The organism is Nocardioides potassii (genome assembly GCF_021648885.1).
GTDB lineage: Bacteria > Actinomycetota > Actinomycetes > Propionibacteriales > Nocardioidaceae > Nocardioides > Nocardioides potassii.
Window position 1 is genome coordinate 111,504 of the sequence record NZ_JAKJHZ010000001.1, and the last position, 19,830, is coordinate 131,333.

16 protein-coding genes are annotated in these 19,830 nt (G+C 72.9%); 6 read left to right on the forward strand and 10 right to left on the reverse strand.

The features are described 5' to 3' along the window. Positions 1-43 precede the first annotated feature (43 nt). Positions 44-1,057 (reverse strand): LacI family DNA-binding transcriptional regulator, encoded by a 1,014-nt coding sequence (locus tag L2K70_RS00535; RefSeq protein WP_236397422.1) that lies wholly within the window; start codon positions 1,055-1,057, stop codon positions 44-46. Positions 1,058-1,234: 177 nt separating this feature from the next. On the opposite strand from L2K70_RS00535, the gene L2K70_RS00540 reads away from it, so the two are divergent. The 4 genes from L2K70_RS00540 (at position 1,235) to L2K70_RS00555 (ending at position 6,276) form a co-directional block, all read left to right on the forward strand. Continuing rightward, complete coding sequence (locus L2K70_RS00540) at positions 1,235-3,298, forward strand: glycogen debranching N-terminal domain-containing protein (RefSeq protein ID WP_236397425.1); 2,064 nt, start codon at positions 1,235-1,237, stop codon at positions 3,296-3,298. Positions 3,299-3,333: 35 nt separating this feature from the next. After that, positions 3,334-4,587, forward strand: a complete 1,254-nt coding sequence (locus L2K70_RS00545) for an FAD-binding domain-containing protein (RefSeq protein ID WP_236397428.1) — start codon at positions 3,334-3,336, stop codon at positions 4,585-4,587. A 96-nt stretch (positions 4,588-4,683) separates the two neighbouring features. After that, a complete protein-coding gene (locus L2K70_RS00550; RefSeq protein ID WP_236397431.1) occupies positions 4,684-4,854 on the forward strand; it encodes a hypothetical protein in 171 nt (56 codons plus the stop codon). 114 nt (positions 4,855-4,968) lie between these two features. Next, positions 4,969-6,276 carry an MFS transporter gene (locus L2K70_RS00555; RefSeq protein ID WP_236397433.1) on the forward strand — a complete coding sequence of 436 codons (1,308 nt, stop codon included), beginning with the start codon at positions 4,969-4,971 and terminating at the stop codon, positions 6,274-6,276. A 9-nt stretch (positions 6,277-6,285) separates the two neighbouring features. Here L2K70_RS00555 and L2K70_RS00560 read toward each other — a convergent pair whose 3' ends face one another. The 3 genes from L2K70_RS00560 to L2K70_RS00570 all read right to left on the reverse strand — a co-directional run bounded on the left by L2K70_RS00560 (position 6,286) and on the right by L2K70_RS00570 (position 8,481). After that, positions 6,286-7,290 carry a hypothetical protein gene (locus L2K70_RS00560; protein WP_236397436.1) on the reverse strand — a complete coding sequence of 335 codons (1,005 nt, stop codon included), beginning with the start codon at positions 7,288-7,290 and terminating at the stop codon, positions 6,286-6,288. Further along, complete coding sequence (locus tag L2K70_RS00565; protein WP_236397439.1) at positions 7,287-7,592, reverse strand: hypothetical protein; 306 nt, start codon at positions 7,590-7,592, stop codon at positions 7,287-7,289. The genes L2K70_RS00560 and L2K70_RS00565 overlap by 4 nt, the downstream gene beginning before the upstream one ends. 109 nt (positions 7,593-7,701) lie before the next feature. Beyond that, entirely contained in the window at positions 7,702-8,481 is a 780-nt protein-coding gene (locus tag L2K70_RS00570) for a hypothetical protein (protein ID WP_236397441.1), read from the reverse strand. Between the two features lie 75 nt (positions 8,482-8,556). Between L2K70_RS00570 and L2K70_RS00575 the strand changes: the two genes are divergently transcribed. Beyond that, on the forward strand, positions 8,557-9,099 hold the full coding sequence (locus tag L2K70_RS00575; protein WP_236397443.1) for a hypothetical protein: 543 nt from the start codon (positions 8,557-8,559) through the stop codon (positions 9,097-9,099). On the opposite strand, the gene L2K70_RS00580 is transcribed toward L2K70_RS00575, so the two are convergent. Continuing rightward, entirely contained in the window at positions 9,086-10,306 is a 1,221-nt protein-coding gene (locus L2K70_RS00580) for an MFS transporter (RefSeq protein ID WP_236397445.1), read from the reverse strand. The two genes, L2K70_RS00575 and L2K70_RS00580, sit on opposite strands and share 14 nt — an antisense overlap. A gap of 160 nt (positions 10,307-10,466) precedes the next feature. After that, complete coding sequence (locus tag L2K70_RS00585; RefSeq protein ID WP_236397447.1) at positions 10,467-11,309, reverse strand: aldo/keto reductase; 843 nt, start codon at positions 11,307-11,309, stop codon at positions 10,467-10,469. Between the two features lie 74 nt (positions 11,310-11,383). On the opposite strand from L2K70_RS00585, the gene L2K70_RS00590 reads away from it, so the two are divergent. After that, complete coding sequence (locus L2K70_RS00590; protein ID WP_236397450.1) at positions 11,384-13,312, forward strand: M3 family metallopeptidase; 1,929 nt, start codon at positions 11,384-11,386, stop codon at positions 13,310-13,312. A 13-nt stretch (positions 13,313-13,325) separates the two neighbouring features. Here the strand turns inward: L2K70_RS00590 and L2K70_RS00595 are convergent, their stop codons facing one another. The 4 genes from L2K70_RS00595 to L2K70_RS20845 all read right to left on the reverse strand — a co-directional run bounded on the left by L2K70_RS00595 (position 13,326) and on the right by L2K70_RS20845 (position 19,773). Further along, positions 13,326-14,774: a M28 family metallopeptidase gene (locus L2K70_RS00595; protein ID WP_236397453.1), complete on the reverse strand. Its 1,449-nt coding sequence runs from the start codon at positions 14,772-14,774 to the stop codon at positions 13,326-13,328. Between the two features lie 81 nt (positions 14,775-14,855). Continuing rightward, the gene (locus L2K70_RS00600; protein ID WP_236397457.1) at positions 14,856-16,871 is read right to left on the reverse strand and encodes a M4 family metallopeptidase; all 2,016 of its coding nucleotides are present in this window, start codon (positions 16,869-16,871) and stop codon (positions 14,856-14,858) included. Between the two features lie 223 nt (positions 16,872-17,094). Then, positions 17,095-17,805, reverse strand: a complete 711-nt coding sequence (locus L2K70_RS00605; protein WP_236397460.1) for an SGNH/GDSL hydrolase family protein — start codon at positions 17,803-17,805, stop codon at positions 17,095-17,097. 162 nt (positions 17,806-17,967) lie between these two features. After that, the gene (locus L2K70_RS20845) at positions 17,968-19,773 is read right to left on the reverse strand and encodes a calcium-binding protein (RefSeq protein ID WP_268929937.1); all 1,806 of its coding nucleotides are present in this window, start codon (positions 19,771-19,773) and stop codon (positions 17,968-17,970) included. Positions 19,774-19,830: the final 57 nt, after the last annotated feature.

Sequence of the window (19,830 nt, forward strand, 5' to 3'; positions counted from 1 at the left end):
GGGGAGGGATGGTGCGGGCGTGGACGGGGGCGGTTCGGGGCTCTCAGGTGGGGAGGCGGAGGACGGGCGGCACGAGGACGCCGCGAGCCGGTCGGTCCGGAGACTCGAAACGACCGGTCAGCAGGTCGATGCAGAGGTGGGCGGCCTGGTCGATCGGCTGCGCGACGCTGGCGAGACCGAGGGCCGCCGCGACGGGGGTGGCGTCGAACCCGACGACCGTCGCCGGGATCCCGACGCCGGCCGCGGCGAGCGCGGCCCGGTGCGCGCCGAGCGCGAGGGTGTCGCTGGCGCACACGATCGCGTCCGGGGCGTCGGCGCCGGAGAGGAGGGAGGCGACCGCGGTCTCGGCGGCGGCGACGTCGTTCACGCTGTGGACCTCCAGGGGCGTTCCGGTCCCGGCGGCGCTGATCGCCTCGAGCCAGCCCCGGCGGCGGTCGCTGCCGGTGCTCGGCTCGGCACCGTCGCCGGGCCAGCCGAGGTAGGCGATCGAGCGGCGACCCAGGCCGAGCAGGTGCTCGACCGCGAGACCGGTCCCGACCGCGCCGTCGACGTCGACCCAGTCGTGCGGGTCGTCGTCGTGGCCCCAGGGCCGGCCGAAGGCGCAGAACGTCGTACCGCTGCCCGAGAGGTAGGCCGGTCGCTGGTCGTCGGCGCTCGTCGCGGTGAGCACCACGGCGTCGGCAGCGCCGGTCTGCACGAGGTCGTCGATGACCTCGAGCTCGGTGGCCTCGTCGGCGGGCTGGGCGTAGAGCACCACCCGCAGGCCGTTGTCCTGCCCGGCCTCCGCGAGCCCGTGGTAGAACGCGTCGAGCACGAGGCCCGAGATGCCGTCCTGCTGCCGCTCGGCGCGTACGGCGATCGCGTGGGCGCGGCGGGTGGCGAGCTGGCGGGCCGGCAGCGAGGGCCGGTAGCCGCTCTCCCGGATCGCGGCCAGCACCCGCTCGCGGGTCGCGTCGGCGACGCGCGCCGGGTGGCGCAGCACGTTGGAGACCGTCTGGCGCGAGACGCCCGCGCGGGCAGCGACCGAGTCGAGCGTGGCGGGCTCGTGGGATGCCATCGCGGTCCTCCTCGGCTGGTGGTCGATCCGTGACAGGGGTGGTGGCGGGTGGGGCTGCGGACCACTACTGTGTTTGAGCGCTCAAATGTTTGAGCGCTCAAACCGTAACCCACGTCACACTGGCTGTCACCCCCCGAACGTGTGACGGGCTGCACCTCCGAACCGAAGGGTCCCTCGATGGAGCACGACGACGTCCAGCAGCAGCCGTGGCTGCACGACCTGTCGCTCACCCTGGCCGCGCCGACTCAGGTGTGGTCGGCTGCGGACGGGCAGGTGGGCGGTCCGGGCGCCCGGAGCGGCCTCGAGGGGGTGCTCCACGGCGAGAGGCGGGTGATCTCCGTGCTGCGGCTCGACGTGGACGGACGGGAGCCCGCGGCCGTCGCCTCGCACAGCGTGCGCGGGGACTCCACGACCTACGTCGCCGTGCCGCGCCACCTCGGCGACCCCGGTCCCGACCCGACCGTGCGCGTCGAGCGGCAGCGCCACGTCGAGCCCGGGCTGGTCCGCGAGCGCTACATCATCTCGAGCACCGCGGCCGAGCCGGTGGCGTGCACCCTCGGCCTGCTCGTCGGCGCGGACCTCGCCCCCCTGGACGGGGTGAAGGCCGGGACGGGTCGCGCGCCGGTGGCGCCGGAGGGTGTGGGCGGTCACGTGCTGAGCTGGCAGCAGGACGCGCTGCGCGCGGTGCTCCGGCTGCCCGGGGCGCACACCACGCACGACGGCGACCACGCCCGCGCCACCTGGGAGGTCGTCGTGCCCCCCGGCGAGTCGGTCACCCACGAGCTGCTCCTCACCCTCGACGACACCCGCGCCGCGGTGACGGCACCGAGTCGGGAGCCGGGGTGGAACCACGTCGAGGTCCAGAGCTCCGACCGTCGGCTCGGCCCGGTCGTGGAGCGCTGCCTCGACGACCTGCGGCTGCTGCGGCTCGCGGCGCCGGGGGCGGACGGTGTCGAGGAGGAGTTCGTCGGAGCGGGAGCGCCGTGGTTCCTCACCCTCTTCGGGCGTGACAGCCTCTGGACCGCGCGAATGCTGCTGCCCGTCTCGACCGACCTGGCGATGTCCACCCTGCGGCTGCTGGCGCACCGGCAGGGCACCCGCACCGACGACGTCACCGCCGAGGAGCCCGGCAAGATCCTGCACGAGGTCCGCTCGGCCGGCTTCAGCCTCAACGAGGCCGACGAGGACGGTGGCGACCGCCACCTCCCGCCGGTCTACTACGGCACCATCGACGCCACCCCGCTCTGGGCGCTGACCCTGCACGACGCCTGGCGGTGGGGCGCGCCCGACGACCAGGTCGAGCGGCTGCTGCCGGCGCTCGAGCGCGCCTTGGCCTGGGCGGTCGAGCACGGGGACGCCGACGGCGACGGCCTGCTCGAGTACGTCGACCGGTCCGGCCACGGCCTGTCCAACCAGGGCTGGAAGGACTCCGGGGACGCCGTACGTCGCAGCGACGGGTCCCGGGCCAGGGCGCCGCTCGCGCTGTCGGAGGTGCAGGGCTACGCGTACGCCGCCGCGGTGCGGGGCGCCGACCTGCTCGAGGCGTTCGGCCGGTCGGGCACCGACCAGTGGCGGGAGTGGGCCGAGCGGCTGCGGGGCGAGTTCGCGCAGCGGTTCTGGGTCGAGGACGCGCTCGGCGCCTTCCCGGCGATCGCGCTCGACCGCGACAAGCGGCCGGTCGTCTCGCTGACCAGCAACATCGGTCACCTGCTCGGCACCGGCATCCTCGACCCGGACGGGGTGGACGTCGTGGCCCGCCGGCTCGTCGGCCCCGACATGCTGTCCGGCTTCGGCATCCGGACGCTGTCCACCCAGGCGGCCGGCTACTCGCCGACGGGCTACCACGTCGGCTCGGTCTGGCCGCACGACACGGCGATCTGCCTGTCCGGCCTCGCCGCCGAGGGGCGGCCCGAGGCCGGCCCCGTCGCCGACGCGCTGCTCGCCGCCCTGGCCGCCTTCGACGGTCGACCGCCCGAGCTGTTCGCCGGCGACGCCCGCTCGGCCCAGCCCGCGCCGCTGCCCTACCCGGCGGCGTGCCGGCCCCAGGCCTGGTCGGCGGCGTCCGCGGTCTCGCTCGTCTCCTCGGTGCTCGGGCTCCGTCCCGACGCGGACGGGCTCGTCGTCGACCCGGTCCAGCCGTGGGCGTTCGGCGAGACCCGCGTCTCCGGGCTCGGCCTCCACGGTCGGCCGCAGGACATCGAGGTCGGCGCCGACGGAGCGGTCGCGGGCACGGACCGCTGACCTGCTCCGCTGGAGGCCTCTGGCAGGGTGAGGAAGTGCCAGCGCTCGCCCCCCTGCCGCGGGTCGACGACACCGACGCCGTCGTGGCGTGGGTCGCCACCCACCTCGGACACCTGACGCTCGAGGGACCCGACGGCGTCCGGCCGGGCGGTCTTCGTGGCGGGCAGGCGGCGGCCGACCTCGCCCTGGCGTCGCTCGACATCACCGGCTACGCGCGGTCGCGCTCGGTGGTGCTGCCGGAGTCGCGACGAGGAGCGAGCCGGATGTCGCCCTACATCCGCCACGGGCTGCTGAGCCTGCCGGAGATGTGGGACGCGGTCGCCGACGCGCCGTCGGGCGATCGGCGTCGCTACCGCGACGAGCTGCTGTGGCAGGAGTTCGCCCGGCACCTCTACGCCGGGCTGGGTGCCGACCTGGCCGAGCCCCTGCGTCGTCATCAGCCCCGGCCGCAGGTGGCGGTGGACTGGGACGACGACGACGAGATGGCGTGCACGTCGTGGCTGCGGCGCGAGCTCGAGGGCGAGGGCTGGCTGGTCAACCAGACCCGCATGTGGTGGTCCTCGCACTGGACGGTGCGCCACGGTCGCGACTGGCGCGAGGGGGAGGACGACTTCTTCCGGCACCTCCTCGACGGCTCCCGCGCGGCCAACCGCCTCGGCTGGCAGTGGACCGTCGGCACCGCGACCGGCAAGCCCTACGGCTTCAGCCGGTGGCAGGTGGAGAAGCGCGCACCCCTGCTGTGCCGCTCCTGCGCGCTGAGGGAGCGGTGTCCGATCCAGGGCTGGCCGGAGGCGACACCCGGCCCGCGCGTGACGTCGTACGACGGCGCGGCGGGCGAAGGGGAGGGCGCGGGGGAGGGCGTGATCGCCGTGCCGGGCCCTGGGCCCGGCGAGGTGGTCACCGACGCCGCCCCGGCGGCCGTGTGGCTCACCGCGGAGTCGCTCGGCGAGGCGGACCCGGCGCTGGCAGCGAACCCGGACCTCCCGGTCGTCTTCGTCCTCGACGAGCCGCTCCTGCGCCGCCTGCGCCTCTCGGGCAAGCGGTTGGTGTTCCTCGCCGAGTGCCTCGCCGACCTCGCGGCGCGGCGTGACGTCGACGTCCGCCTCGGCCGGGTGCCGGACGAGCTCGCCGGCACCTCCGTCGCCGTGACCTTCGCGCCCGTCCCGGGCTTCGCCCGGCACGCACGGTCGGTCCACCTCGCGCAGGTGCACCCCTGGCCCTGGCTGGAGCGGCCCGCCGGCCAGCGCCTCACGTCCTACAGCGCGTGGCGCAAGGGGATCCGTCGCTGACCCGACCGCCCGCTGGGGTGTGCGCCTGCCGGGCCGGCAGCGCAACACTCGACGGACCGGGACGGACCGTCCGTCGCGGGCCCTCGAGGAGGAACCATGACGACCGATGACGGCACCAGCCCCTCCAGCGACGACGAGGCGGGCACCGAGGGCGTCGACCCCACGGGTGTTGCAGCCGGTCCCAACCCCATCGAGGACGCCGACGCCAAGGACCTCACCGACGGTGACTCGACCCACGAGGACGGCACAGGCGGCACGTCGTCCTGACGGCTGCTCTCGACGGGCTGACCGGTGATGCCCGGCCGAGGTCGTAGGACGACCTGACCGCCGCAACGAAATCCGGCTGCGGGGTGGTCGGTTTCGGTGCGACACTCCGGGCTCGTGGACTGGAGAACCCGACTGCGGGCGATGCGGATGGACGTCACGCCGTTGCGCGAGTCCCGCGACTACCGGCTGCTCTTCGCCGCCGGGAGCGTGTTCTACCTCGGCAGCATGGTGGCCTACGTCGCGGTCCCGTTCGCGATCTACGACCTGACGGGCTCGAACTTCATGGTGGGCCTGGTCGGGCTGGTCGAGCTCGTGCCGCTGGTCGTCTTCGGGTTGTACGGCGGGGCGCTGGCCGACCACGTCGACCGCCGGCGGCTCCTCGTGTCGACGGGTGCGGCCCAGGTGGTGCTGATGGCGCTGTTCGCCTGGAACGCGTTCTCGGCGAGTCCGCGCGTGTGGGTGATCTTCGTGCTCGCCGCGCTCTACGCGGCGGTCAGCTCGATGCAGCGGCCCTCGCGGGAGGCCCTCGAGCCGCGGACCGTCCGGCACGACCAGATCGCCGCGGCCAACGCCCTGAGCAGCTTCGCGATGCAGCTCGGCGTCCTGCTCGGCCCGATGACCGGCGGTCTGCTGGTCGCCTACGTCGGCGTCGGCTGGTGCTTCCTCGTCGGCATGGCCGGCTACGTCGTCGCCACACTCCTCTACGCGCTCATGCGGCCATACCCGCACGACGGCGAGACGACGCCCCCCAGCCTCCGGGGGATCCAGGAAGGGCTCACCTACGCCCTGCGCAGGCGCGACCTGCTCGGGACCTACGTCGTCGACATCGCGGCGATGATGCTGGCGATCCCGGTCGTGCTGTTCCCGGCCCTCGCGCACGAGGTGTTCGAGCGTCCCGAGCTGCTCGGCCTGCTCTACTCCGCGGAGACCGTCGGCGCGATGGTGGCCACCGCGCTGAGCGGCTGGGTGGGTCGGGTCCACCACCACGGTCGCGCGATCGTGATCGCGGCGAGCGCCTACGGGGCGTGCATCGCCCTCGCCGGGCTGATGCCGTCGTTCTGGCTGTGCTGCGTGTTCCTCGCGCTGTCGGGCGCGGCCGACATGGTCTCGGGCGTCTTCCGCTCGACGGTGTGGAACCAGACCATCCCGGACACGATGCGCGGGCGGCTCGCCGGCATCGAGATGCTGTCGTACTCGCTCGGCCCGATGGTCGGGGAGACGCGCGCCGGCTTCGTCGCCGACGCGTGGTCGGTGCGCGGGTCGATCGTGAGCGGTGGCGCGGCGTGCGTCGGTGGCGTGCTGCTGACGGCTGCCGCCCTGCGGGACTTCTGGGGCTACGACGCCCGCACCGACCCGTACGCCGTCGCAGAGCGCGACCGGCGGGCGGCACAGGCGGCCGCGGCCGAGGGCTCGCCCGGCTGACGAGGCCCGTCAGCCGAGACGGTCCTCGAGGTTGGTCACCGGCTGCCAGTCCATCTGCTCGGCGACGAGGCGCGGCTTGCCCTGCTCGGCCGCCTGGAGGTCGCGGGCGGCGCGATTGGCCTGGGCCTGCTCCCGGTCGGCGATCCGCTCGGCGTCGAGCGACTCGGTGCGTGCCTCGACCAGCTCGCGGTGCAGCGCCTGCACCTTGTCGGTCTGGGCCGTGATCTCCTCCGGTGTGGCCTTGCCGGAGGTCAGCATCTTCTCGAGGTCGTCGAGCGCGGACTGCTCGCGCCGCTTCAACCCCTCGACCGTACGGCGCGCGGCGTCCGCGGCGTCGTTGGCCTGGACGGCCTCCATCGCCTCCTCGGCGGCCTCGCGCCGCAGCTCGCCGAACGACACCTGGTGGGCGCCAGCGGCGACGAACTTCTTCTTGTCCTTGTCCGGGTGCACGTCGGCGTAGTCGGCCAGCGCCTTCACCAGCTCGCGGGTGCTCTGCCGGCGGGCGTCGCGCAGCGCGATCTTGGTCTCGAAGCACCGCTGGTAGGTCTTCCAGTCGCGCTCCCAGGCGTCCATCTCCTTCTCGGAGGCGTCGCCGGCGATCGTCTCGACCGGGGGCCAGATGCGGTTGTCACGCACCTCGAGCCCGCGCGAGACGGCGAACGCCCGCAGGTCCGCGAGGCCGTCGCGGTGGCGGCGGAGCACGTCGGAGTAGGCGTTGATCGCGCGACCGAGGCCGCGCAGGTTGTCGCGGACGAGGGCCGACTCCTCGTGGCGCCGGGCCGCCCGCTCGCGGAGCGTGTCGGCCGCCTCGCCGGCGAAGACGTCCTCGGACAGCCCGGAGGTGCGCTCGAACGCGTCGACCGCGAGCTCGACCTTGGCGGCGAGGTGGCGGACGGAGTCGCCGTAGGCGTCGACCTCGCCCGGCTCGGTCCAGTGGTAGTGGCAACCGATCGGGTCACCGAAGGTCAGCTGGTCCTGCTGGGTCTCGATCCGGTCGACGAGCACCTTGGTCACGACGGCTTCACCTCGTCGAGCCGGATGGCCATCAGCGCGGACTGCTCGACCAGGGAGTCGAGCTCGTCGAAGTCGATGATCGAGTCGTCGATCGCCTGGGCGATGTTGCGGCAGCGGGTCACGACCTGGTCGGCGTCCTCGACGAGGCTGCGGACGCCCTCGACCACGAGGTCCCGCCACGGGAAGTCGTCGGCGGGGTGGTCGACGTCGCCGAGCGCCGCCTTCAGGTCCTCGCGCGCGGAGTCCAGCTCCGCCTTGGCGCCACGCAGCGCCCGCTGGTTGATGGCGATCGGCCGGGTCATGCGGCTCTTGTGCCCCGTTGGGCGGGCGTGAAACCCGAAGTCGTCAAGTTGTGAACCACGTCCGCCGGAGGTCTGGACCAGCCGTCGTGGATGCCCTCAGAGTGCCCGCTCAGACGTGCCCGCTCAGCTGGGCCAGCCGGAGCTCGAGGCGACCGAGGAGGTCGGGCATGGCGGCCTTGCGGCCGTCGCCCTCGGCGCAGACCGGTAGCACGTCGATCGAGAGCCTGGCGCCACCCGCGAGCGCCCGCAGCTCGTCGAGCTTGTCGCCGAAGGGCGAGCCGCTGCCGGGGGAGTAGTACCGCACCGCTTCGTCCACGTCGTCGGCGAAGAGGTCGGCCTTGGTCACCGCGATCACCAGCCACGTCGGGCGGTCGCGCCGCACGGCCATGCTGGCGACCCGGTGGGCCGTGATCGACCAGTCCTCCAGCTCGGCGGCGAGCTGCTCCTCACGGGTCGCCGTCGCCGTACCGCTCGTGCCGCCCGTACGACGCGGGGTGGCGTGCCCCCAGGCGACGACGTGCAGCACCCCGTCGACCGGCTCGTCGTGGAACACCTCGTCGAGCGCACCGAGGCGGGTCGCCGCGTTCTCGCCGGGCACCACCCGGAACCGGTAGCCGCGCATCCGCGGGTCCCGGCGCGTACGACGCTCCATGACCGCCGAGCCGACGTCCTGGCCGCCCTGGTCCGCGGAGGAGGCGCTCGCGCGCCGCGACAGCCGGTCGGCCAACCGCGTCTTGCCGACGCCGGTCATCCCGGTGACCGCGACGGTCGGGTAGCGGTGCCGCAGCAGGCGGGACGCGCGCTCGGGCGCCTGGGAGATCGCGGCGAGCGCCCCGGTCGCGATCGTCGTACCGAGGGCTGCCTTGCCGTGTCGCAACGGTGACTGCATGCCCCCATCCTGCCGTGCTGCTCCACCGCGGGCCGCCGGTTGGCCTCGCCACCGGCCATCTTGGACAATGGCGCCATGGCCTCCCGTGGACCCGAGAAGGACCGCCCCGTGCTCGCGGGGCTGCTCGCCCTCGTGGGGGTGGCCGTGGTGATCGGGCTGCTCGGCGGGCTCGCGGTCATGGTGGGCGTGAAGGCGGCGGGGATCGGCGGATCGTCGAGCGCCAGCGACGGCAGCGCGAGCCCGTCGACGTTCAACCTGCCCAAGCCCACCGACACCGGCAGCTCCGTGCCGACGCCCAGTGACGACCCCGTCGATCCGAGCCCCAGTGAGGAGAGCTCCGCACCGGCGGAGCCGATCTCGCTCAGCGTGGCGCAGCAGTCGGTCAGCCCGATGCAGCAGATCGACCTCACCGGCACCTACCAGAGCGGCGAGGGCGCGGTCCTCCAGGTGCAGCGCTTCGAGAACGGCGCGTGGACCGACTTCCCGGTCACCGCCTCGGTGTCGGGCGGCACGTTCGGCACCTACGTGCAGACCGGCAACATCGGCCCCAACCGGTTCCGCGTGGTCGACTCCGACTCCGACGCCGTCTCCAACGAGGTCACGGTCACCGTCGGCTGACCGTCGCTGGTGCCGTACGACGGTCGCGGTCCACGCGGCCGGTCCAGTAGCCGACCCACCCGGCGCCGGCCAGCCCGAGCGCGCCGAGCGTGAGGCAGGCGACGGCGAGCGGCGCGACGGCCGCGACCGCGCTGACCAGCAGCGGACCGCCGGAGTTGCCGATGTCGCCGCAGAGCCGCCACGCGCCGAGGAACTGCGAGCGGCCGTCGGTCGGCGACGCGTCCGCGCCGAGCGTCATCACGATCCCGGCGCCGAGCCCGTTGCCCGCGGCGATGAGCGCCATCACGAGCGCGACGGACCACGCCGACTGCGCGAGCGGGAGGAGCAGGCACGCGACGGCCATCGAGAGGACCACCGGGACCGCCACGACCCGACGGCCCCGGGTGTCCATCAGGAAGCCGCCCGGCCACATCAGCGCGACGTCGAGGGCGGCGGCGAAGGCGAAGATCAAGGACGTCGTGGACGCCGACAGGCCGATGTGGTCCGCCCACAGCGGCAGCAGGCTCAGCCGGAGCGACCGGCTCATGCCGAGGATCACCACGGCGCTGCCCAGCGTGGACAGGACCCGTCGGTGGGCGGCGATGACGCTCCAGACGCTGACGTGCCCCGTCTCCTTCGCCGCGGCCCGCTTCTCCTCGCCGAGGTCGGGCATCAGGCCCGCGAGCAGGCCCGCGCAGACCGACATCGCGGCGCCCAGCCAGAAGACGCTGCGCAGCCCACCGAGCTCGATGAGCCCGGCGCCGATGAGCGGCCCGACGAGGACGCCCACGCGGTAGGAGCCGCCGAGGAACGACATCGCGCGGGCCCGGTGCGTGGCCGGGACGACGTCGATCAAGAAGCCCTGTCGAGCGATGAGGAACATCGTCCAGCACGCCCCGCTCAGCACGACCGCGACCGCCAGTCCGGCCACTGAGTCGGTGAGGGCTGCGGTGGTCATCGCCCCGGCGTCCGCGAGCCCTGCCGCCATGAGCGCGCGCCGTTCGCCGATCCGCGCCACCAGCGCACCCGCGGGCAGGCTCGTGAGCAGCATCCCGACGCTCGTGAGCGCAACGATCGCGGCAGCGGTGCTGACGTCCGCGCCGAGCTCGCGCGCCCGCAGCGCGAGCACCGGCATCATCGCGCCGTGCCCGACCGCGGACACGATCGACGGGCCGTAGGTGACCAGCCAGATGTCGCGGAAACGGAAGTCCTGCGTGCCCGAGCTCACCTGGCCATCCTCCCAGCCGCCCGTCGAGCGGTGGCCAACCCACATTTTGCGGCTCGGGAATGTGGCTGGACCACCGCTCGGGCGGGTGTCTCGTCGGGAGCGGTGGCGCAGCCACATTTCGCGGTTCGGGAATGTGGCTGGACCACCGCTCGGAGAAGGATCAGGGGATCCAGTCGAAGGTGTCCGGGTTCGGGCCCATCCGGCCCGACTCGCCGTTGTCGAGCTCGTCGATGGCGGACATGTGGGCGGGCTCGAGCTCGAAGTCGAAGATCTCGAAGTTCTGCCGCATCCGCTCGGCGCTCATCGACTTGGGAAAGACGATGTCGCCGCGCTGGACGTGCCAGCGGAGGGTGACCTGGGCGGGCGTGCGACCCACCAGCGAGGCGATCTCGCCGATGGTGTCGTCGTCGACCACCTTGCCCTGCGCGATCGGCGACCAGGCCTCGGTCAGCACGCCGTGCTTCTTGTTGGCGGCCCGCACGTCCTCGTTGGCGAAGAACGGGTGCACCTCGACCTGGTTGACGACCGGTACGACGCCGGTCTCCTCGACGATGCGGTCGAGGTGGGCCGGCTGGAAGTTCGAGACGCCGATGCTGCGGGTCTTGCCCGCCTCCTGCGCCTCGATCAGCGCGCGCCAGGTCTGCACGAAGTCGCCGTCGTACCGGGTGGGGAGCGGCCAGTGGATGAGGAACAGGTCGACCTGCTCCAGGCCGAGCCGGTCGAGCGATGCGTCGATCTCGCGGCGCGCGTCGTCGGGGAGGTGGAAGGTGTTGTTGAGCTTGGTCGTCACGTAGAGGTCGTCGCGGTCGAGGCCGGACTGGCGGATCGCCTCGCCGACGCCGGCCTCGTTGCCGTACATCTGCGCGGTGTCGATGTGGCGGTAGCCCACCTCGAGCGCCTGCGCGACCGTGGCAGCGGTCTCCGGCGGGGGCACCTGGTAGACGCCGAAGCCGAGCTGGGGGATGGACGTGCCGTCGTGGAGGGGGATGGTCGGAACAGTCATACAGGTCTCTACTCGTCCACCTCCGCGGGTATTCCGCTGGACGGCGCGTCGCAGTCGGGTCATAGGCTCGCGACGTGACCCACGACACCGATCTCGCCCCCCTCCACCTGCCCGGCCCGGGCGACTGGCTCGGCTGGGTGGCCGAGCGCACCGAGGGCCAGCTCGCCGAGGCGCGGCGACACGTCGGGGAGGTCAAGAACGGCACCGACGACAGCCCCGAGGCCGTGCTGGCCGCGTGGAACCGCGCCGAGACCGCGATCGCCAACGCCGAGGCCGTCGCCCTCTGGGCCGAGGTGCACCCCGACGAGGCCGTGCGCGAGCGTGCCGACGAGCTGAGCCAGGAGGTGCAGAAGTACGTCACCGAGCTCGGGCAGGACCGCGAGCTGTTCGCCGTCCTCGACGGGCTCTCGGCCGACGGGCTGGACGCCGACGCCCGACGCCTCCTCGAGCTGACCCTGCGCGACTTCCGCCGGGCGGGCGTCGACCGCGACGACGCCACCCGCGACCGGCTCCGCGAGCTGAGCGAGACCGGCGTGCGGCTCTCCCAGGACTTCGGCCGCAACATCCGCGACGACGTCCGGTCGGTGCGACTGGCGCCCGAGCGCCTTGCCGGCCTGCCCGAGGACTACCGCGAGGCGCACCCCGCCGACGCCGACGGCCTCGTCACCATCACCACCGACTATCCCGACCTGGTCCCCTTCATGACGTTCGGCTCCGACGGCGCCGCCCGCCGCGAGCTGGCGCTGGCGCAGAGCAACGTCGCCTGGCCGGCCAACGACGAGGTGCTCCAGGACCTGCTCGCCGTACGCCGGGAGACCGCCGCGCTGCTCGGCTACGCGTCGTGGCCCGACTACGACTCCGAGGTCAAGATGATCGGCAGCGGCCAGGCGATCGCGGACTTCATCGAGCGGATCAGCGCCGCCGCCGTCGAGCGGGCCCGCGAGGAGGTCGCCGTCCTGCTCGAGCGCAAGCGCGCGGACCACCCGGACGCCGACACGGTGACGACGTACGACTCGCGCTACTACTCCGAGCTGGTCCGCCGGGAGCAGTACGACGTCGACGGACAGGTCGTGCGCACCTACTTCGGTTTCGAGCAGGTCCGCCAGGGGCTCCTCGGCGTCACCGGCCGGCTGTTCGGCCTGGAGTGGACCCCGGTCTCCCGCGAGGAGGCCGGCACGTGGCACGAGGAGGTCGCGAGCTACGACGTCGGCCTCGACGGCGTGCGGATCGGTCGCATCCACCTCGACCTCCACCCGCGCGAGGGCAAGTTCAAGCACGCCGCCCAGTTCGACATGGTCAAGGGCGTCGCGGGCGAGCAGCTCCCCGAGGGCGTGCTGGTCTGCAACTTCGCCCGCGGGCTGATGGAGCACGACGAGGTCGTCACGCTGTTCCACGAGTTCGGCCACCTCGTCCACCACGTCCTCGGCGGGCAGGGTGACTGGGTGCGCTTCTCCGGCGTCGCCACCGAGTGGGACTTCGTCGAGGCGCCCAGCCAGATGCTCGAGGAGTGGGCCTGGGACGCCGACGTGCTGGCGACCTTCGCCCGCAACGCCACCGGCGAGACCATCCCGGTCGACCTGGTCGCGGCGATGCGCCGCGCCGACCAGTTCGGCAAGGGCATCTACGCCGTGCACCAGATGTCCTACGCCGCCCGGTCCTACTTCTTCCACGCCGGCCAGCACGACGACCTGACGGCGTACGGCGACGAGCTGAAGCGCCGCTACTCGGTGTTCCCGCCGCTGGAGGGAGCGCACATGCACTGCGCGTTCGGCCACCTCGACGGCTACTCGTCGGGCTACTACACCTACATGTGGTCGCTCGTGATCGCGAAGGACCTGTTCTCGGCCTTCGACGCCGACGACATGTTCGCCCCCGAGGTCGCCCACGCCTACCGCGACCGGGTGCTCGGGATGGGCGGTCGCAAGGACGCCGCCGACCTCGTCGCCGACTTCCTCGGCCGGCCCTACTCCTTCGACAGCTGGGCCGCCTGGCTCGCGGAGTAGGGCCGGCCGCCGGTCAGGAGGTCGTCACCGAGGTGTCGTCGAGCACGAAGCTCGTCTGCAGCGAGGAGTCCTCGGTCATCAGGAACTTCACGGTGACCGTCTTGCCCTTATACGCCAGCAGGCTGTGGCTGGCCTGGGTGTAGGTCGCGTTCGCGCCGACGTTGCTGAAGGTCCGCAGCGTCGTGGTCGTCGTACCGCTGACGACCTGCACCTTCAGGGTGTCGTAGGCCGTCGAGCCGGACTCGGCGGTGTCGGTGCGGATCCAGTAGGCGAGCGAGGCCGCGGTCGCGGTCGAGGGGATCGTCACCTGCTGCGAGATGGTCTCGGTCGACGTGCTGCCGTTGCCGCCGAGCCAGGCCTTCCACGACCCGGTCCGGGCGGGGCGGCCGGTGTTGTTCGTGATGGGACCCGCCGTCCCGGCCCAGCCCGTCGCGCCGGACTCGAAGCCCGGGTTGGTGAGCAGGTTGCCACCGGCGGGCGGCGTCGTCGGCGGTGTCGTACCCCCGAAGTCGTGGTCGGCGTAGCGCCAGACCATGTGGCCGATCATGTCGAGGTTGCGGTCCAGCGCGGTGGTGTCGATGTTGGAGATCGTGTCGCAGGAGCGGTGGTAGCAGGGGTCGAACTGCTGCCCGGCCGTGCCGCCCCACTTCTGGGCCTGCGCCGACGTCTTGGTGGTCTCGCCGCCGGAGTACATGCCGGTCGTGGCGATGCCGTAGCTGCGGAACGACGCGTGGTCCGAGCGGCCCTGCACGTCGATGTACTCCCAGGGGATGCCCTTCGACGTGTAGTACGACGTCATCGCGTCGCGCGCGAAGTTGCCCACCGCGTTGTCGTCGTAGACGAAGTAGCCGGGGTTGGGCGAGCCGACCATGTCGAAGTTCAGGTAGAGGTCGATGCGGTCCTTGTCGGCGGTCGGCAGCAGCGACATGTACGTGTTCGACCCGAGCAGGCCCTGCTCCTCCGCACCCCACCAGGCGAACCGGAGGTGGTTGCGCGCGCTGTTGCCGCTCGCGGCCCACGCCAGCGCGGCCTCGAGGACGGCCGCCGACCCGGTGCCGTTGTCGTTGATGCCGGGGCCGGCCGCCACGCTGTCGAGGTGCGCGCCGGTCATCACGACGTGCTCCGGGTCGCCGCCGGGCCAGTCGGCGACGAGGTTGTACGACGTCCCGGACGAGGTCGAGAACGACTGGACCGTCGTGGTGTAGCCGGCCGCGTCGAGCTTCGCCTTCACCCAGTCGAGCGAGGCCTTGTAGCCCGGCCGGCCGGTGGCGCGGTTGCCGCCGGTGGCGGTCGCGATGCTCTGCAGCTGCTGGAGGTGGGCGGTGACGTTGGTGACGCTGAGGTCGGGCGAGGCGGCCGCGACGGCAGGCGAGCCACCGCCTCCGACCAGCACCGAGGCGGTGAGGGCGCCGGCCGCCACGAGGGACAGGGCGGACGTACGGAACGAGCGAGGCGTGCGCATGGGGACTCCCGAGAGGTGGGGAACGAGGAACGGGGCGGGGCAGCAGCGCTGCCCCGCCCCGTCAGGGGGTGCGGATGACCGTCAGGAGACGTTCAGCGCGGTGTCGTCGACCACGAAGCTCGTCTGGAGCGACGAGTCCTCGGTCATGGTGAAGCGGATCGTCACCGTCTTGCCCTTGTAGGCCGTCAGCGAGTGCGAGTACTGGGTGTAGGTCGCGTTGGTGCCGACGTTGGTGAACGTGCGCAGCGTGGTGGCGGTCGAGCCGTCCACGACCTGCACGCGCATGGTGTCGTACGCCGTCGAGCCGCTCTCGGCGGTGTCGGTCCGGATCCAGTACGACAGCGTGGCGGCGGTCGCGGTGGAGGGGATGGTCACCGACTGGTTGATCGTCTCGGTGCCCGCGGTCCCGTTGCCGCCGAGCCAGAGCTTCCACGAGCCGCTGCGGGCCGGACGACCCGTGTTGTTGGTGATCGGTCCGGCGGTGCCGGTCCACACGGTCGCGCCGGACTCGAAGCCCGGGTTGCCGAGGATGTTGCCGCCGGTGGGCGGCGGGGTGGTGGTGGGCGGCGTGGTGGTGGTGCCACCGCAGGTCGGGTCGCCGGTCTGCGCCGGGACGTTGACGGCGTTCCACGCGGCCTTGGTGGAGTTGAAGAGGCCGCAGGTGGAGTCGAGGTTCTTCGCCGCGGTGAGCGTCCAGGTGCGGTACTTGAGGTAGGACGCCGAGCTCGTCTTCATGAGCATCGCGTTGTACATGATCTTCATGGCGTTCTGGACGCCGACGCCGCTCACGGCCTGGCCGTTGCACCTCGACGTGCCGCCGTTGGCGAGCAGGTACCACCAGTGGTCGCCCGGGCCGGCCGCGGCGTGCACCTCGGCGGTCGGGATCGAGCTGGAGTAGCAGGACGGGTCACCGACGTTGCCCGGGTTGGACATGTCGCGGATCGGGCCCGCGCCGACGAGGTTGACCTCCTCGCCGATGGTGTAGTCGGCCGGGTCCGCCGGGTTGTTGGCGAAGAACTCGGTCGCCGTGCCGAAGGTGTCGGCGACGAACTCCTGGGTGCCGTTGCTCGAGATGCCGCCCGGGGTCTTGTCGTCGATGCCGTGGCCGAACTCGTGAGCGACGACGTCCATCGCGCCGATCCACTCGTTGGTGCCCTGGCGGTGGCCGATCTGGACCTGCGTGCCGTCGTAGTAGGCGTTCACGTCGTTGAGGCCGACCCGGATCGGCACCCAGCCGCCCGAGCCGTTCATGCCGTTGCGGCCGAGCCAGCTGGAGAGCATGAGCCGCTCCTGCTCGGCGCTGTAGAGCGCGTCGACGCAGCCGGTCTCCTTGTTGGTGCCGACCCCGTTGCCCCACAGGTCGTCGGTCCCGGAGAACGTCGTGTTGGTGGCGGCGTCCTGGCACTTCATCGTGGTGGCGTTGGGGTTGGTCATCGAGTACGACGACCCGGATCCGGAGGTCGGGATGGTGACGTTGCCCTCCCAGTTGCCCGTGCCCTGCCCGTGCGCGATCTGCTCACGCGACTCCAGCACCTCGCCGGTGTTCGCGTCGATCCAGGCGCGCTGCCAGGAGACCTCGCCGTCGTGGGTGCCGCGCACCTCGACCTCGTACGCCAGCCTGGTGCCGGCGTCGCGGTGCCAGATCACCAGCTCGGGCGTGGTGGTCTCGGCGCCCTTGTCCGCCAGGCCCTTGGCGGCCTGGGTGGCGCGCGAGGCGGGGATCTTCGCCGTGGTGCTGCCGATCTCGACGGGCGCGTCCTGCGCGACCGACGAGCCGACGACCTGGCCGTCGGCGTTGGCGAGGACGACGAAGTCGCCACCGACCACGCGCAGGCCCTCGTGGGTGCGCTCGTAGGCCATCGAGTAGATCGAGTTGTCACCCTCGAAGGTGCCGGTACGGACGAAGGCGTCCGAGGTGGCGCGCTCGAGGGCGTTCCCGTGGCCCTTCACCCAGGCGGCGGCTGCCGCCTGGGCCTCCGCGCGGGGGTTGCCCGCGGCGGGTGCGGCGTCGGCCGAGGTGACGGCCGGCGCGAGGAACGACGCGGCGACTGCTGTCGCTGCGATACCGGCCAGTGCGGCCAGGCGAGGTGTCTTCACTGGGAGTTTTCCAATCATGAGTTCGGGCCGGGGTGACCCGAGGATGGATTGGGTGTTGCAGACCAGTGCACAAGTTCGCAATGGCGCGGATCGACGTCAATGGCGCCTGAACTGCAGGTTCGTGCAGCGCGAGAACCTGCACCGTTCGGACGACGATCGGCACAACTGTTCGGTCATCGGACGCGACGGATTCCGGTCGTCCGGCGGACCGTGGACGAGCGGATCAGCGGGTGGGGACGGCCGGTCGCGCGGGAGTCAGCGCGGCGACCCGGTCGGCGACGACGTCGCCGAGCTCGCGGTGGCCCGCGGTCGTGAGGTGGAGCCGGTCGTCGAGGTAGGGCAGGTCGAGGTCGCTGGTGCGGACGTAGGGCACGCCGTACTCCCGGGCGAGGCGGGTCAGCAGGGCGTCGACGCGCGGGACCGCGCGCGAGCGCGAGGGAGCGTCGGCCGGTCCCACGACCACCACCTCCTGGCCCGCGAGGTCGGCCATCAGGTCGCGAAAGCCGGTCTCGATCGCGGCCGAGGGCTGGTCGTAGTCGTTGAGGCCGCCCTCGACGACCACCAGCGCCGGCCGCACGGACAACGCGGTCGGGGCGCGGTCGTGGAAGGACACCGGACCGCAGCTGCTCGCGTGGACGCTGAAGCCCGACCCGGAGAACCCGGCGACGTGCACCTCGCCCGGCAGCCGCGAGGGCCACGAGTCGGCGAGGTCGTCCTGGCCGAGACCGACCGACCACGAGTCGCCGATCACCAGGACGCGCTGGCCCTCGCCCGTGACACTGTCCGCGCGCTCGCGGGAGTCGATACGGTGCTGCTGGCAACGCGTCGGTCCGGCCCCTGCGCGGTCGGCGGCGTAGAAGGCGATGAGGGCAGCCAGCAGCAGCACGACGACTGTGGCGCCGGTCAGCCGACGCAGGTTCCCCCGATGGAGCACGAGGGAAGTGTGCGGTCCGTCCGCCGGATCGCGTAGCCGATTCGCCGAAAGTAGGGGGAAAGTCAGGGTTTGCTGGCCGACGGTGCCCCGACGCCCACCCGATGCCGCGACGCAGAGGGCCCGGTCGTCGGGGGACGACCGGGCCCTCGCAGGATCAGCGGGTCAGGGGATCCGCTTGACCGTCTCGCAGCCGCCACCGCCCGAGTCGGTGCCCGACCCGCCGTCGCAGACGTCCTTGCTGCCGCCACCGCCGCTGAGCTTGTCGGCGCCGCCGTTGCCCTTGACGTTGTCGTTGCCGCCGCCGCCCTTGAGGGCGTCCTTGCCGCCGTTGCCGCGCAGCTTGTCCTTGCCGCCCTGGCCGATGAGCTTGTCGTTGCCGCCCTGGCCGAAGAGGCTGTCGTTGCCGGCGCCGCCGCGCATGGTGTCGTTGCCAGGGCCGCCGCAGACGAGGTCCTTGCCGCCGAGGCCCTTGATGACGTCGTTGCCACCGAGGCCGGAGATGACGTCGCGACCGGACGTGCCACGGATGACGTCGTCGCCCGTGGTCCCGGCGATGGTCACGGCCACGCCGCGGCACTTCAGGACCACCGGCGGGGCGGGCTTGGGCACCGTCACGACGGTTCCACCGCGGTTGTAGACACCCGGCTCGATGCCCTGTCCGGCCTGGCCGTTGACCTGCGCGGTGTCGCCGAGCCCCCCGGCGCCGCCGGCCACGCTGTTGGACGACACGCTGGAGCCGTCGACCACGCGCACGGTCCCGCCGTCGTTGAAGACGCCGCCACCGATGCCGGCGCCGCCGCCACCGCCGCCGCCGAAGGTGTCGGTGCCGGTGATCGCGCCGCCGCCGTTGCCGCCGCCGGTGCCGCCGATGCCGGCGACCTCACCGTCGTCGGCGGCGTTGCCGTTGGCGTCGGCGCCACCGCCGCCGCCACCGAAGCCGCCGTTGCCGCCGGAGCCGTCCTCGCCCCCGCCGCCGCCACCGCCGCCGAAGCCGCCGTCGCCGCCGCGCTCCGTCACGCCGGAGTCGTTCTCGCCGGCGCCGCCACCGCCGCCGCCGATGCCGCCGTTCCCGCCGTTGCCCTCGTCGGCCCCACCGCCGGCGCCGCCGCCGAGCGCGCCGCCGCCGCCGGGCGCCGTGGTGGCGTCGTCTCCACCCGCGCCTCCGTTCTCGACGCCCCCGGCTCCGGGAGCCAGGTTCGTCGAGGCGCCGCCGGCGGACGTCGTACCGCCGCCGCCGCTGCCGTCGAGGGACTCGAGGGTGACGGCACCGCCGGCGCCGCCCCAGCCGCCGCCGCCGGAGCCGCCGTCGCCACCGTCGGTGCCGCTGTCGCCGCCGTTGCCGCCCATGCCGCCGCCGCCGGCGCCGCCGCCGTCGTCCTCGCTGGCCGAGTTGAGGGCGCTGTCGCCGCCGTCGCCGCCGCGAGCGGAGTTGCCGGTGATGGTGCCGTCGACCATGAGGGTGCCGAGGTTGTAGACGGCGCCGCCGAGCCCGGCGCCCCCGCCGCCGCCACCGCCGTTGTCGCCCTCGCCGCGGTCGTCGCCGCCGTCGCCTCCGCGCGCCAGCCCGCCGGTGAGGGTGACCTCGTGGAGCGTGAGGTTGCCGCCGCCGGAGACCGTGACGAGACGGAAGGGCGCGGCTGCGGCCGAGCGGCTGATCGTGGCGCCGTTGCCGTCGATGGTCATCTCGGAGGAGATCGTCGGCAGGCCAGTGGGGCCGTAGTAGGTGTTGTTGCTCGCCGTGAGCAGGTAGGTGCACCCGGCCGTCAGCTGGAGGTCGTCGGGTCCGGGGTTGACGTTCGCCGCGGCGATCGCGTTGACGAGGGCCGTCGCGTCGCAGGCCACGGGCACGGAGGCGGCAGCCGACAGCTGCACGACGCCGTGGGCAGGAAGCCCCAGCGCAGTCGAGGCGAACACGCCACTGCTGGCGAGTGCCAGCAGGGAGGCTCGCGAGAGCCGAGAAGTGGTCATCTGGTTGTCATCGCTTCCCATGAGGTCGTCGCACCTTGCCGGCGACGGCGCGTCCGA

Bases quoted from the DNA above. Each gene is read 5' to 3' on its own strand.
- L2K70_RS00535 (WP_236397422.1), bottom strand. From the start codon at position 1,057: ATGGCATCCCACGAGCCCGCCACGCTCGACTCGGTCGCTGCCCGCGCG.
- L2K70_RS00540 (WP_236397425.1), top strand. From the start codon at position 1,235: ATGGAGCACGACGACGTCCAGCAGCAGCCGTGGCTGCACGACCTGTCG.
- L2K70_RS00550 (WP_236397431.1), top strand. From the start codon at position 4,684: ATGACGACCGATGACGGCACCAGCCCCTCCAGCGACGACGAGGCGGGC.
- L2K70_RS00565 (WP_236397439.1), bottom strand. From the start codon at position 7,592: ATGACCCGGCCGATCGCCATCAACCAGCGGGCGCTGCGTGGCGCCAAG.
- L2K70_RS00570 (WP_236397441.1), bottom strand. From the start codon at position 8,481: ATGCAGTCACCGTTGCGACACGGCAAGGCAGCCCTCGGTACGACGATC.
- L2K70_RS00575 (WP_236397443.1), top strand. From the start codon at position 8,557: ATGGCCTCCCGTGGACCCGAGAAGGACCGCCCCGTGCTCGCGGGGCTG.
- L2K70_RS00585 (WP_236397447.1), bottom strand. From the start codon at position 11,309: ATGACTGTTCCGACCATCCCCCTCCACGACGGCACGTCCATCCCCCAG.
- L2K70_RS00595 (WP_236397453.1), bottom strand. From the start codon at position 14,774: ATGCGCACGCCTCGCTCGTTCCGTACGTCCGCCCTGTCCCTCGTGGCG.
- L2K70_RS20845 (WP_268929937.1), bottom strand. From the start codon at position 19,773: ATGACCACTTCTCGGCTCTCGCGAGCCTCCCTGCTGGCACTCGCCAGC.